At 59.9% G+C, this 13,566-nt stretch carries 10 protein-coding genes; 5 read left to right on the top strand and 5 right to left on the bottom strand.

Annotated features, from left to right (window positions below):
• Positions 1-45: 45 nt before the first annotated feature.
• Positions 46-975, bottom strand: coding sequence for a thiamine-phosphate kinase (thiL, locus tag OHL13_RS00250; protein WP_263408103.1), 930 nt, complete (start codon positions 973-975; stop codon positions 46-48).
• Positions 976-1,182: 207 nt separating this feature from the next.
• Between thiL and OHL13_RS00245 the strand changes: the two genes are divergently transcribed.
• The 3 genes from OHL13_RS00245 (at position 1,183) to OHL13_RS00235 (ending at position 7,926) form a co-directional block, all read left to right on the top strand.
• Positions 1,183-2,145: a M23 family metallopeptidase gene (locus tag OHL13_RS00245; RefSeq protein WP_263408102.1), complete on the top strand. Its 963-nt coding sequence runs from the start codon at positions 1,183-1,185 to the stop codon at positions 2,143-2,145.
• A 395-nt stretch (positions 2,146-2,540) separates the two neighbouring features.
• Positions 2,541-4,052: a M20/M25/M40 family metallo-hydrolase gene (locus OHL13_RS00240; protein WP_263408101.1), complete on the top strand. Its 1,512-nt coding sequence runs from the start codon at positions 2,541-2,543 to the stop codon at positions 4,050-4,052.
• Between the two features lie 385 nt (positions 4,053-4,437).
• Positions 4,438-7,926, top strand: a complete 3,489-nt coding sequence (locus OHL13_RS00235; RefSeq protein ID WP_263408100.1) for a TonB-dependent receptor — start codon at positions 4,438-4,440, stop codon at positions 7,924-7,926.
• Positions 7,927-7,987: 61 nt separating this feature from the next.
• On the opposite strand, the gene OHL13_RS00230 is transcribed toward OHL13_RS00235, so the two are convergent.
• Together OHL13_RS00230 and OHL13_RS00225 are read right to left on the bottom strand one after the other, a co-directional pair.
• Complete coding sequence (locus OHL13_RS00230) at positions 7,988-8,848, bottom strand: MBL fold metallo-hydrolase (protein WP_263408099.1); 861 nt, start codon at positions 8,846-8,848, stop codon at positions 7,988-7,990.
• 20 nt (positions 8,849-8,868) lie between these two features.
• Positions 8,869-9,933, bottom strand: coding sequence for a metal-dependent hydrolase (locus OHL13_RS00225; protein ID WP_263408098.1), 1,065 nt, complete (start codon positions 9,931-9,933; stop codon positions 8,869-8,871).
• Between the two features lie 219 nt (positions 9,934-10,152).
• Between OHL13_RS00225 and OHL13_RS00220 the strand changes: the two genes are divergently transcribed.
• Positions 10,153-10,584, top strand: a complete 432-nt coding sequence (locus tag OHL13_RS00220; protein WP_263408097.1) for a hypothetical protein — start codon at positions 10,153-10,155, stop codon at positions 10,582-10,584.
• Positions 10,585-10,675: 91 nt separating this feature from the next.
• Here OHL13_RS00220 and OHL13_RS00215 read toward each other — a convergent pair whose 3' ends face one another.
• Positions 10,676-12,112, bottom strand: coding sequence for a DUF5715 family protein (locus tag OHL13_RS00215; RefSeq protein WP_263408096.1), 1,437 nt, complete (start codon positions 12,110-12,112; stop codon positions 10,676-10,678).
• A 194-nt stretch (positions 12,113-12,306) separates the two neighbouring features.
• Here OHL13_RS00215 and OHL13_RS00210 point away from each other — a divergent pair, with 194 nt between their 5' ends.
• A complete protein-coding gene (locus tag OHL13_RS00210) occupies positions 12,307-12,708 on the top strand; it encodes a c-type cytochrome domain-containing protein (protein WP_263408095.1) in 402 nt (133 codons plus the stop codon).
• A 42-nt stretch (positions 12,709-12,750) separates the two neighbouring features.
• Here the strand turns inward: OHL13_RS00210 and infC are convergent, their stop codons facing one another.
• A complete protein-coding gene (gene infC / locus OHL13_RS00205) occupies positions 12,751-13,323 on the bottom strand; it encodes a translation initiation factor IF-3 (RefSeq protein WP_263409096.1) in 573 nt (190 codons plus the stop codon).
• Between the last annotated feature and the right edge of the window lie 243 nt (positions 13,324-13,566).

Genomic DNA, 13,566 nt, shown 5'->3' with positions numbered 1-13,566 from the left:
TATACCACTTTTGGTTACTTTAGTTGCTGTCATGCTGCGTGTAGGCTAGGCACGTTCCTTTAGATGCTCCCATCCGCCACGGCGCAGGAGCTTCTGCCGTCCATCGCGGACCAGGCGAACCGCCTTATCTTCCGTTATTCTTCCGATCTCTGTAACCGGTACTCCTGCAAGGCTACGCGGAACTCTGCGGCTGGTGGTGAATAGCAGTTCATAGTCTTCGCCGCCATGCAGCGCCTGTTCCAGGGTGGCGCCGGCGGCGAGGGGAAGCCGTTCAGCGTCGAGACTTGCCCCCACACCTGACGCCTTGCAGAGATGGCGCAGGTCCGTGGAAATACCGTCGCTGATGTCCATGCAGCTGGACGCTATTCCGACCAGCCGGCGCCCCACCGCCACCCTTGGCTGGGGAAACAGATGGGGATGCGTGCCATTGGGCTTCGCTTTGCGGAAGCTCTCTGGAGCGGAGCGCAATGCCTCCAGCTCGGCGGCGGCGCCTCCCAGGGTTCCGGTGACATAAATACGGTCTCCCGGGCGTGCTCCGCTGCGCAGGAGGGCCTTTCCCCGCGGGACGGCTCCGATGACGATGACGTCGGCCACGGTGTGCGGGCCGGGAGCGCCGGCAGTGTCGCCACCGGCGAGAACAACGTCAAATTGCGCTGCCAATGCGTGCAATCCGCGCAGAAAATCGCGCATATAAGCGCTGTTTTGCGCCCATTTGGGCGACAAAGCGATGCTCAAGAACGCTGCCAAAGGACGCCCACCCATGGCGGCGACATCGCTGATGCCCCGCGCCAGGCAGCGGTATCCCACCGAAAACGACGGATGAAACTCCGCGAAGTGGACGCTTTCGAGGGAAAAGTCTGTCGTAACGACCAATTCTTCCCCCCGCCGGGGTCGCAGCACAGCAGCATCATCACCAATGCCCATCCGGACAAAGCTGTTGCTGTGCAAAGACTTACGCCGGATTTCCTCGATCATGGCAAGCTCGCCGCGCATAGTAGAAACATACCCTGAATGGTTGCCTTCCGCTGGTCAGGCCACTAGAATGGAACAATCGCCCTGGAGACATCGGCAGACACAAATGCGGATTGGCAATTTCGATTCGTGGGTGTGGAAACGCCGGGCCTCTGTGCCGCAGACACGTATTCGCGGCCGAAGACCGGGCTTAAAGGCTGCGGCAGTCTATTGAAGAAGCGCTTTTACATTGTCTTCGTCTCGCGTGATGAGCAGGGAAATCTGAACAAGGTTCCTGTTCCTCTGCATTACGCCTATATCTTTGTCGCCGCGGCGGTGGTGGGTCTGTTTACCATCGTCGGCCTGGCCGGCTCCTATTCGCGGATGCTGATCAAGACGGCGCGCTTCAACCAGCTTCGCCAGGACCGTGAATCGCTGCGCCAGGATTACGCCCGCCTGCAGAAGGCGAACCACGAAAAGGATGTACAGGTGGCCTCCCTCGGCGCGTTGGCGAACGAGGTCTCTGCCCTGTACGGATTGACAACGAGCAAGCTTGCCGGATCCTCGACGGCCAAGCTCCTGGAGCCCAAGGATCCCGCCTCAGCTCCGCTGGTCGACAACAGCTACTTCAAATCGCTGGACACCTTCTATACGCTGCGCAACTCCGCCAGTTCCGGCCTGACGGCCCGCGTGCTTGCGCCGTCGTTCCAGACCAACCGCCTGGGCGGCATGAGCAGTATTTCGGACTGGGAGACGATTGCGGACGCTCCTTCCCTATGGCCGGTCATGGGACCGATTACCTCCAGCTTCGGCCAGCGTGAAGACCCAATCCTGGGGAATGGCGAAGGCGAGTTCCACAAGGGCGTAGACATCTCTGCCGTACTGGGAACCCCGGTACGCGCCACCGCGGACGGCATGGTGGAAATGGCCGCCTTCGGTAATGGCTATGGCCTTGAAGTGGTAATCGATCACGGCCACAACCTGAAGACGGTCTATGGCCATCTTTCCGGCTTCAATGTAACGACCGGGCAGCAGGTGACGCGCGGGCAGATTATCGGCTTTGCCGGTCACTCGGGCCGCTCGACCGGATCGCACGTTCATTACGAGGTCCGCATCCGCAATACACCGGTGAACCCGCACAAGTATCTGCGTGAGAGCTATGCCAGCACGATGACGGTCGCCGGCAACCACTAGAACTTTTTCTGTTCCGGCAAAAGGCCCACGCGATGCGTGGGCCTTTTGCGTTGCGGAGAAACAGATGCTTCCCAGCAAGAACGGCGGTCTGATTTCTTATAAGAGAGCCTTGGCGGCACGGCTGAAGCCGTGCCCTTAGCAAAACTGCGCGCGCACGATTTCCCACCATCGCGGTGCGATGGATGGGGTCCCAGGCGGCTAGAGAAACAGATCCTTGCAGGATAAGAAAAGACAAGAAAGGCGAAGATGCAGCCTCCCTCCGCTACCTTGCGTTTCGGTTGGGATGGCAGGCCGAAGGAAAGTCGCCGTGGGATTTCTCCGATCCATCTTCTGAATCAACCGCAGTACACTTGTTGGCACAGCAACAAAAATCTGTTCAGCAAGGGAATGCTTCCGTGAAGACGCTCCGTCTGTTTGTGCCTGTTGTTCTCGCTGCATCCGCCGTCGCCCAGAGTGGGCCGATTGCGGATAAATACAAGGCTGACGCCGACAAGATCATCGCTGCGGCGATGAAGGACACCGAGGGCTACGACACTCTCGCCTACCTGACCGACCATGTGGGCAAGCGCCTGTCGGGTTCCGATGCTCTGCTGAAGGCGCTGGACTGGGGCGCGGAGACGATGAAGAAGGCCGGCTTCCAGAATGTGCATATTGAAGAAGCCATGGTGCCGCACTGGGTGCGCGGCCAGGAAGAGGCGTCGATCACGGCTCCATTCAACAAGCCGCTGCACATGCTGGGCCTGGGCATGAGCGTGGGCACCCCCGCGGAAGGCATTACCGCGCCGATCCTGTTCGTACCGGATCTGGCTGCGCTGGAGACGATTCCGGCAGAGCAGGTGAAGGGCAAGATTGTGGTCTTCAACCCCGGCTGGAAGGGTTATGGCGTAGGCTCGATGCACCGCACCACCGGCGCCTCTCGCGCCGCAGCCAAGGGCGCCGTGGCGGTGCTGGTACGCTCGGCCACGGGGCTAGCGCTGCAGACGCCGCATACCGGCACGCTGCGCTATGACGAGAGCCAGCCGAAGATTCCCGCCGCCGCCATCTCCGTGGAAGACGCTCTTCTGCTGGAGCGGTTGGCCAAGGAAGGCGAGGTCAAGGTCCACCTGAAGATGGAAGCTCACCAGGAGGCCGATCAGAAGGCCGGCAACGTGATCGGCGAGATTCCCGGCACCGAGCATCCGGAGCAGGTAGTGGTTCTGGGCGGCCACATTGATAGCTGGGATGTAGGCCAGGGAGCCCAGGACGATGGTGGCGGCATCATCAGCTGCTTTGAGGCCGTGAACCTGATCCACAAGCTTGGTCTGAAGCCCAAGCGCACGCTACGTGTTGTCTTCTGGGTGAACGAGGAGAACGGCGGATCCGGCGGACGCGCCTACCTGAAAGGCCTGGGAGACAGCGTGAAGAACCATGTGGCCGCAATTGAGTCCGACGGTGGCGTGGAGCGTCCGCTGGGCATTGGCTATACCGTTGCCGGCGGCGGAGCACCGTCCGCCTCCGTGGCTCGCCGCCAGGCAGGCGCCAACCCCAGCGCGGCCGCCGGCATGGCAGCCATGATGGGCGGTCCGCGTGAACCGGATGAGTCCAAGCTGACGCCGGAAGAGAAGAAGTCGTGGGAGACGATGAAGCAGATTGCTTCCCTGCTGAAGCCGATCGGCGCGGACTCGCTGACGCCGAATGGCGGCGGATCAGACATCGGTCCGATTGTTGCCGCCGGTGTTCCTTCGCTGTCGCCGCGCACGGTGGGCGAGCACTACTTCGACTGGCACCACACGGAAGCCGACACGCTGGACAAGGTGGACAAGGAAGACTTCCGCAAGAACATTGCCCTGCTGGCCGTGCTGAGCTATGTACTGGCAGACATGGACGGGCAGCTTGTTGGACACCACTCCGCCGCACCGCGCGAGTAGCTACAACAGGTAATTGTTGCAAAAAAGGCGCTCCCCTGGAGGAGCGCCTTTTTTTGCGTCTCAGAGCAAATTAAAGCTGTATTTCGAGCACACGGTTTGTAAAACCTTTTCTATCAATCGACTAAATATTCTTGACAAGCCGCCGGGGGGCTCTCAAGCTGAATTACGGAATTTCCCGGTACATCCTAAGTTGCGACTTACGAAGCTACGTCTACTCCTGTCGGTCGTGATGGGTTATTGGGGTCTTCCGCATAAAACAACGTAAACCGCGGCAATTGTCTTACGTCCCAGAGTCTGCGACAAAGCAGCGAGTTCACTACATAAACGAAGAGGCATGGATCCAAAAGAGGTCCGGCCCAATTCATTGTTTCGAGAGGTCCGTCTGATGCGAAATCTAACCTATGCCCTCCGCCAACTGGCGGTGGGGTTGAGTCTCTTTGTATTCGCGATACTGGCCGTGCCTGCAAGCTTTGCGCAGGAAACGACCGCCGCGATTCAAGGCGTCATCACCGATCCAACAGGAGCAGTTGTTGCGGGAGCGACGGTAGAGGCTACCAGCGAAAAGCTGCTTCAAGCACGCAGGGTAACAACCGATAATCGCGGCTACTATCGCCTGAGCGCTCTTCCCCCTGGCGTGTACACGCTTACGGTATCCGGCCAGGGAATGACAGCCAAAGCCACCAATCTTCAACTGAATGCAGGTGACCTTCCAAGTTTGAACCTGAAGATGGCCGTGGGTGCGGAAACGATTATTGACGTCACGGATACGCTTGCCATCGTCGATGTTACGCAATCGAAAGTAGAGACCACAGTTTCCAACGAAATTCTGCAGGAGATTCCCAAGGGCAGGTCGTTTGCGTCGGTCATTCCGTTTGCTCCGGGTTCCCGCCAGGAGCCGCTGCAGAGCACCAGTTCAAACCGTAACGGCGGATTCCAGATTGACGGTGCATCCGACTCGGAGAATGTTTACTCCTCGGACGGCGTCAACATCAGCTCTGTAAAGAGTGGTGGTGTCGGTGTCAGTATCCCGATGGAGTTTGTTCAGGATGTGCAGGTGAAAAGCTCGAGCTTTGAAGCCGAATACGGAGGCGCGCTGGGTGGCGTCATTAACATCATTCAACCACGCGGGACCAATAATTGGCATGGCTCACTCTTTGGCTACTACCGGTCAAGTGCGTTGAACGCAAACGACCAGTGCGGTTTCCAGGGGCCGAACTACTACACGCTTTACAATACGTCCTGCGGCCTGCGCTCGGTTCCAGGACAGGGTGCCGTAGGCCGTATTGATGCTCCCTACGAGTACTACATCGCCAGACAGGACCACTATCGTATTGTTGATCCTGGCTTCACGATTGGCGGGCCACTGCTGAAGGACCGGCTCAGCCTTTTCGCAAGCTATGTTCCCGACTTTATCCGCATTCGCCGCGATGCGAATTTTACGGCGACTAATCCTGGTCCGCGCACCTTCTACCAGAACACGGACACGCACTTTGCCTTTGCCCGTGTGGATTATTCCGCGACTAGCAAGCTTCATCTTTTTGCCAACTGGACGAATGCAATTACACGTTCCGTAGGCCAGTTGCCTAATCCGGAAAGCAAGATCGGTCAGACCAACTCCAGCGCGACCACGGACCCAACGACCTTCCGTGCCGATGGCGGTTGGGTGGCTCCGAGCGCTGTCTACAGCTTTGGTGCCGATTACACCATCAACTCCACTACGCTTGCCACCGTCCGTTATGGATATTCGTTCCAGAACAATGGCTCACGCGGCACAGCGCAGGGACTTCGCTATCTTTACAGCGGCACGGCCGGCGCAAGCTCCACGGTGCAGACCTCGACCGGTGAAACAATTCCGACCGCATACCGCAATACCAGCGGCTTCAATAACATTGGCCCTAACCAACCGACCGTGTATGACGCATACAAGCGCAAGCAGCTGACCGCCGACATTCAACATATCCAGACAGGATGGGCAGGTACCCATACCTTCAAGGTGGGCTATGCGTGGATGCGCCAGGGAACGGACACACAACAGAAATTTGATTATGCCTACGTGCAGGTCTTCTATGGACAAAACTACTCAGTAGGTACGGGCGCGAATGTATGCGACCCGATCATCAGCGCCAACCAGACTGCGTATCCCGCTGGTGTTGGCACCACCCCCACAGGCACGGCCTATACCTCGACCTACGGCACATGCCGCGGCAAGTATGGCTACTTTACGGTTGTGGACGGCAACAACGTCCTAGGCAAGGCTTCCGGTGACAGCCAGGCGCTGTACATACAGGACGGATGGCAGGTGGGTCATAGCGGCCTGACCATCAATGCAGGTGTTCGCTTCGACAAAGAATACCTGCCGCCGTACATCCCATCGGCGCCAAGCATCAGCTTTAACTTTTCACAGAAGGTGGCTCCACGCATCGGCGTGGCGTATGACGTGCTGCATAACGGCAAGCTGAAGGTCTATGGAAGCTATGGCAAGTTCTTTGACCTGATGAAGTTTGGCCTGCCGCAGGGATCATTCGGCGGTAACTACTGGCATAACTGCGTCTACACGTTGGATAACCCGAATTACACGGCTATTGTGCCGACGGCGCCGGCAGGTTCTGATGGTGTGCGCCATGGCTGCGGCGCCTCCGGAGCCGCGGCGGGAGTAACATCCAATGCTGTAACTGACGTCAACGCAACCGGCGGCGGACCAGGCCGCTTTATCGAGAACCTGGATAACCGCGCCTTCAACAACTCGCCGGCTGACCCTGGCGTTGACCCGAACATCAAGCCGATGCAGCAGCACGAGTGGGTGGTGGGATCAGAGTTTGCGATGACGCCGACGCTGACCATCTCCGCACGGTATGCCCGCAAGCGCCTGGACTGGACGATTGAAGACATGGGCCTGAACGACAACTTTGGCTTCTATATCGGCAATCCAGGAACTCCGTATACGGACTTTGTCCATCGCGCGCTTCCGAATATCTATGACAAAGCCGTGAGCAACAACACGGCCAATGCCGCGGCCTTCCTGAATGCCACCGGCATCTGCCCAACCTGCCCCGCCCAGCCGAAGGCTGTGCGTAACTACGACGGCTTTGAGGTCAGCGTCCAGAAGACGATGGGAAGTAAGTGGTTCGTCAAAGGCTTCTACACATACAGCCGCCTTTACGGAAACTACCCGGGTGAAACCAGCACCTTTGTCACGGATAGCTCGGGTGGACGCCACGCCCCCAGCAACAACCGCTCCTTCGATGTCCCGACCATGCAGTTCACTTCCCATGGAGACCCGCTGAGCGGCCCGCTCCCCACGGACCGTCCGAATACCTTCCAGGCCTTCGGTTCGTTCCGGCAGAAGTGGATCCTGGGCGAGTCGCAACTTGGACTTTCGCAGGCGATCTTCCAGGGAACACCAGTGTCGACAGCGGTAGGTACCGTTGGTTCCACCTCTGCGGTGCAGTTCGTGGAGAACCAGGGGAACTTCGTCAAAGTTCATCTGGACAGCAGCGGCAATCTGGTCAGCGACGGCATCATTCACGGGTACAGAACGCCGGCCTATACCCAGACGGATGCCAGCCTCTCGCACTACGTGCATGTAAGCAAAGAACACGAGAACCGCAAGTTCGGCGTGGAAATGAACTTCCAGAACCTGCTGAACCAGCATGCTGTCATGGCCTATGTGGAAGGTCTGACTACGGCTGCGGTGAACCTGACCGTACCCAACAGCACCAACCCAACCGGCTATAACTATCAACTGTACGAAACCAACTGGGACTACATCGGTTACGCAAACTCGCTTGCGCGTAACTTCTCCAACCAGTACGGCAAGCCGAGCATCTTCCAGCTTGCACGTCAGATCCGCATCAAGGTGGCCTACACCTTCTAACCCCTGGCCTGAGGTTCAGGCTGAAGAACGGGGAGCGCTTCGGCGCTCCCCGTTCTTGTTGTTACTCCGGGACGACGCGGCCTCGTTCGTCCTGCTTCAAGTAGGTCATCGGCAGTTCGTGGTCGTGCGGAAAGATGGTGAGCCAGTGGTTGGGCAGAGCCTGCGCGAAGTAGCGTTTGCGCTCGTCGATGGTACGAATGGGGTCGAGATCGAAACCCATGGCCCAGGTGACGTCCAGGTGGTGACGCGTGGGGATCAGGTCGCTGATAAAGACGGCGTGCTCGCCCTTGCTTTCGATGTGGATGGCCATGGTCTGCGCGGTGTGGCCGGGGTAGAGTTCCACCCAGATACCGCCGCATATCTCCGGCACCGCCATGCGTTCCTTATCGATCAGCGTCATCTGCCCGGCCTTGATGAGTGGGTCGTAGTTGTCGGACACATAGCTGACGGCATCGCGCAGGTGCTGCTGATGGCCGTGCAGCACCTCTCCGCGATGGGCGAAGTAGCGTGCGTTGGGAAAGGTGGGGGTCACACTGCCGTCGGGGTGCCCGGTCATGTTCCAGCCGCAGTGGTCCCAGTGCAGGTGGCTGTTGATGACAATGTCAATCTCTTCCGGAGAGATTCCGGCGGCGGCCAATGACTTCGGCAGCAATTGCTGCGCGCCGTAGATTTCGCGCTGTTTGGATGTGAGCTTGTTGCCGAAGCCGGTTTCAATCAGCACGTTGTGGCGGCCGGTGCGCACCAGCAGGCAGTTCAAGCCGATGGCGATGCGGTTCTGCTCATCGGCCTGCACCTTCCTGGACCACAGAGTTTTGGGCACCACGCCGAACATGGCTCCGCCATCGAACAAGGCTGTGCCGTCGGTACAGACGGTCAGGCGAAAGTCTCCGAGGGTGCGCTCGGCGCGAATCAGGTCACTCATGCTTGCAACTATCCTTCCCGTTACTTCGACGTCTGCGGGCTGCCGTCGATCTCCATCTCCACCACTTTGTGGTCGGCATTTACGGTAACCATGCCGCGCAGCGGGGTCTTCATGCGGCCGCCAAGAAACTCGGGGCTGTACTTGAAACGCAGGTCATCAAAGATCACCTGCGTTTCGTCGTCACCGGGGGCGGCCGCGGCGGCATCGCGCGACTGTTCCGTCACCACCGGCCAGCGTGACCAGTCCAGATAGACCTCACCCAGCCAGGAGCGTTTGGCCGCGAGCGTGGCCAGCGTTGTAGGTGGCTTGTGGATGACGTCGTTGCTGGGGTCGCTGACCATCTCTTCGCGCAGGTTGTCGACCACGCCCAGCCGGAAGTACTTCGGCGTCTCGACAATGACCTGCCATTTGAAGGGGTTGATGGGGTAGGGGTCGGCGGCAACGCGAAGGACGGGTTCGCCGGAGATCTCATTAGCCTCGGCCAGGCGCATGGCCTTGCCGTGCTCGAAGCCGCGCACCAGCCACAACAGCACGATCAGCACGAGCGCGGTAATGGCCAGACCGCGTCCACGGAACTTTGTGCGGTGCGCACCGACCTCACTGGCCACCAGGCCAAAGATGAAGGGCAGTGCCAGGGCTCCGGCGAGGAGAAGCCACAGCAGCGGCTCGGCGATGAAGACGATGGAAGCGTCATACCAGCGCGGGTTCCATGGGGCGAAGGGGCGGATGCCGTAGTTGTTGGTGTAGTCGAGCAGCAGGTGGGAGAGCAGAGCGATCCAGGAGAGCGCGAAGAGCCATCCCCAGCGTACCGGCGCAACCGTTGTCTTGCCGCGTGAAACGCGCCAGCGATGCAGCAGGCTGATCAACCCTACAAGCACAGCCGCCTGCAGCGGAAGCGACCAGAAGCTGTGCGTCCAGCCGCGATGGTACTGGAACCAGGACAATGGTCCGCCAAGGCGGTAGATGTAATCGATGTCCGGCATCTCGGCGGCCAGCGCCATGGCCAGCGTGGAGTATGCGGCTTTGCGGTTGAACCCCGCGCGGCTAAGCACCGCGCCCGTCATGAAGTGTGTGACTGGTTCCATTGCAACCAGAGTACAGGGTGAGGCGGGCGGTACGGGGCGTGACTTCCTACCCAGGGTGGTGGTTGTTTTAGAAGGAGATGCTGCAGGATGACGAGAGACAAGAAAGGCAAGCGCGAGAAATGCAGCTCTTTCCACTCCGCTTGGCTGCGGTCGGAATGACACGACGAAAAGAAGGGGTGTGCGGGCGTGGCACGCTTGCGGCAGTGAGAGGATAAAGCCATGCACACACTGCCATCCACGCACGAGGAGATGGAAGCTTTTATTGCCGCCTTCGAGGCCGGAACCCTGCCTAAGGAGCGGTGGACACACGGCGCGCATATCCTTGGCGGCGCGTGGTACGTTCACGCGCTGGGCGCCGATGAGGCACTTACGCAGATGCGGCAGCGCATCCGCGCGTACAACGAAGCGGTGGGAGGAAAGAATACCGAGACCAGCGGATACCACGAGACCATCACCGTCTTCTGGATTCTGCTGCTGGCCGCGGAGCTGAAGAGACATCCGCACCCGGAACGTGCGCAGTTTGCCAACCATGCCGTGTCGCAGTACGCGCCGCAACGCGAGATTCTGACACGGTATTACAGCTTCGATGTGGTGAAGTCAGTCGAGGCGCGGCGGGCGTGGGTGGCGCCGGATCTGCAGGAGATTGGGTAGCGTTGCGGTTGTGAAACAGAACCCACTCTCGCAACCCGGGTTGGTCGGGATGACAAAGCGGGAATAAAAGCCGGGTTAGCTGGCTTGCCTCTTACGGAACCGCGGTTGCGAGCGCCTTGGGGACGCGGGACTTCGGCTTTGCCTTGGTCTTCGGTTCCGGCATGTAGTTTTTGTAGATGCTGATGTGGAAGCAGGCCTGCTGGAACTCTTCTTCCACGTCGATCTTGCCCTCCTGCACCAGCGGCAGCAGATAGGCGCGCAGCCATGCAATCTCCGTCATGGAGAGGCCATGCTTGGCGATGTCAACGGCCTGACCGGTCAGGTGCGGCGAGGCGGTGTCGCCTTCCGCCGGTGCAGCATTGCCGTTGGTGCGGATCAGGCGGTGCTGAAACTCGACGGTACGTACGGCGGAGTTGACCTGAAGAGCGCCGTGGAAGTGGTCATAGTGCGCACGGCCCAGGTCATTGAGGAACTTGACGGCCCATGGGCGGGCATAGCGGCGATTCACGGCCAGGCGGTCGTCGACCTGCATCATCTTCGTGTCCGGCAACGCGATCAGGTCTTTGGATTTGCGCATGCGCTCCAGGTCGTTATCGTCCTGCACACGCTCCAGACCATAGCGGTCGGCTACGACGTTCTGCCGGACGAGGATGGCGTGGGAGCCAAGCAGCGGAGCGGGCACAACCAGGCGTCCGCGGCGGAAGGTGAGCCTGGGCTGGGGCAGCTTGCCGCTGCCAATCGTCTCGTCTTCTTCCACCAGCTCAGTGCGCTTGACGGCAAGCACCGGGGGCGCGGGCAGCTCCGAGGCAGCCTTCTCTTCAATCGCGGGTTTGGCGGTGGGAGCAGCCGTTGGGGGTGCCGCGGCGGTAACAATTTTTGCGGGCTCTGTCCTCTGGGTAGAAGGCTTGGGCGGTTCAGGCCGGGCGAGGTTCAGCTTCGACTTTGCCGGAGCGGCCGGCTGCGGTGCCGGCTTGTCTTCTGCTACGACAGCCTTGCCTGGTGCAGGCTGTGGAGGTGCGGCTTCGGACTTTGGCGACGGCCTGACATCGTCAGCCGGAGCGGGCGTGTCCCCGGTCTCCTGCGGCTGCTTCTCTTCCAGGGACCTGCGCTGTTCGGCGGCCTTCAGGAAGTCCTCGGTGGTCGCCTTCTGGGCGTCATCTTTTGTGGAGGATGCCTTGGCGGCTGTCGACGTTCCGGTAGCCGCCGCGGGCTTGCGAACAGGCTTTGCGACCGGCGCGTCGTCGGCGATGACCTCGTGGTGGTCGCGCATCCAGGCATGGACACGCTCGGACGCGGCTGATTCAGCCGCGCGGTTGCCTGCGTCGTCCACAGCGGAACGGCCGCTCCGCTTCGCGGTTGCCGCGAGAGCTGGAGCCGGTTTCCTGCTGGTGGATGCAGGCGGACGGGTGGCCTTGCGTACCGCAGGCTGTCCGGCGGCGGATTTTTTCACAGGCTTCTTCGCTTGCATGGCCTGGGTTGGGCCGGTGGCAAGAGCGACGAGCAGAAGCGTGAATCCAAGGCGACGCATAAGTAAAACCAGGAGGCCGCGTCAAAGGCCAGAGCAATTCCAAGGCTACGCCGGTAGGCTTTGTCGCAAAAGTAACCAACGGGATTCTGTGTAGGGATGAGTAAACATTGAGTAAAGCGCACCGCGCGCCATGGTTGCACTGTTCCTGGTGCATGGATGGAGGGTGACGGCCATCCGCTACCATGAAGAGGACCATGCGACCTGCACTGCTTTGGGGCGGAGCCCTGCTGTCCTTTGCCGCACTTCTGGCCGGCTGCGAGAAGCCGATGACTCCCGAGGATGTGACCTACAGGTCCACCGGCAACCTGTATGTGGATCGCGTCCAGCCGATTCTGCAGGCCCGCTGCTACCGCTGCCATGCCGGACTTAACCGCGAGAGCGGCCTGCGCGTGGACAGCCGCGCCTACATGCTGAAGGGCGGAAAACACGGTACGGCGCTGGTTCCGGGCGACCCGGAAAAGAGCCTGCTGATCCAGCTGGTGCGCCATGAAGGGCCGAAGGACGACCCAATGCCCATGCCCAACCGCCGCGGCAAGCTGCCGGAACAGGAGATTCGCGACCTGGAGCGGTGGGTGAAGGAAGGCGCCAACGAATAAGGGCTCCGCGAGGGAGCCCTTATGACAAACGTTGGAACAGGATTATGCCTGCGGCACCGGGGTTGGCTCGGCGGCCGGGACGTCCGGCTTGGGAGCTGCCGGCTTCTTTGGCTCAGCCTTCTTGCTGGGGGCCAGGATGGCGTGCAGCGTGGTGCCTTCCATGCGCGGCATGAACTCAACCGTGCCGTTGTCTCCCATGTCCTGGATCAGGCGGTTGATGATCTTGTAGCCGAGGTCGCGGTGGGCCATCTGGCGGCCCTTAAAGCGGAGCGATGCCTTGACCTTGTCGCCTTCCTGCAGGAAGCGGACAGCCTGGTTCTTCTTTGTCTGGTAGTCGTGCTCGTCTACCGTGACGGAGAACTTGACTTCCTTGATGGTGATGACCTTCTGCTTCTTTTTCGCAGCGCGATCGCTCTTGTCCTTTTCGTACAGGAACTTTCCATAGTCCTGGATACGGCAGACGGGAGGAACGGCGTTGGGAGAGATCTCCACCAGGTCGAGTCCGCGCTCGCGTGCGATCTTCAGCGCATCAAACGGCGCCATGACGCCAATCTGTTCGCCATGCTCATCAATGACGCGCACTTCCCGCGCGCGAATACGTTCGTTGGTACGGATGAAACTCTTTTGCGATCGCTTGTCGTTGAACGGTGGTGGAATAAGAAGCCTCCGGGAAAATTATGGTTCTAGAAATTTGACGCGCTTCCCCTGTCGAAAGGCGCGGGATGCAGACGAAAGTATAGCAATTTCGTGGAATCGTTGGCTGGTTTCGTGGGGGAGACAGTGGAATCGGTCTTCCGGATCGGAACCGCGGCCCGGAGCGCGGCTCCGGATCAACCCTGTCTCTATTATCCAACCATC

The sequence above is a fragment of the Terriglobus tenax genome (genome assembly GCF_025685395.1).
Lineage (GTDB): Bacteria > Acidobacteriota > Terriglobia > Terriglobales > Acidobacteriaceae > Terriglobus > Terriglobus tenax.
The sequence above is the reverse complement of the archived record's forward strand: the minus strand, read 5'-3'. Positions and strand labels throughout refer to the sequence as shown.

Bases quoted from the DNA above. Each gene is read 5' to 3' on its own strand.
- OHL13_RS00225 (WP_263408098.1), bottom strand. From the start codon at position 9,933: ATGGAACCAGTCACACACTTCATGACGGGCGCGGTGCTTAGCCGCGCG.
- OHL13_RS00210 (WP_263408095.1), top strand. From the start codon at position 12,307: ATGCGACCTGCACTGCTTTGGGGCGGAGCCCTGCTGTCCTTTGCCGCA.
- OHL13_RS00235 (WP_263408100.1), top strand. From the start codon at position 4,438: ATGCGAAATCTAACCTATGCCCTCCGCCAACTGGCGGTGGGGTTGAGT.
- thiL (WP_263408103.1), bottom strand. From the start codon at position 975: ATGATCGAGGAAATCCGGCGTAAGTCTTTGCACAGCAACAGCTTTGTC.
- OHL13_RS00215 (WP_263408096.1), bottom strand. From the start codon at position 12,112: ATGCGTCGCCTTGGATTCACGCTTCTGCTCGTCGCTCTTGCCACCGGC.
- OHL13_RS00230 (WP_263408099.1), bottom strand. From the start codon at position 8,848: ATGAGTGACCTGATTCGCGCCGAGCGCACCCTCGGAGACTTTCGCCTG.
- OHL13_RS00220 (WP_263408097.1), top strand. From the start codon at position 10,153: ATGCACACACTGCCATCCACGCACGAGGAGATGGAAGCTTTTATTGCC.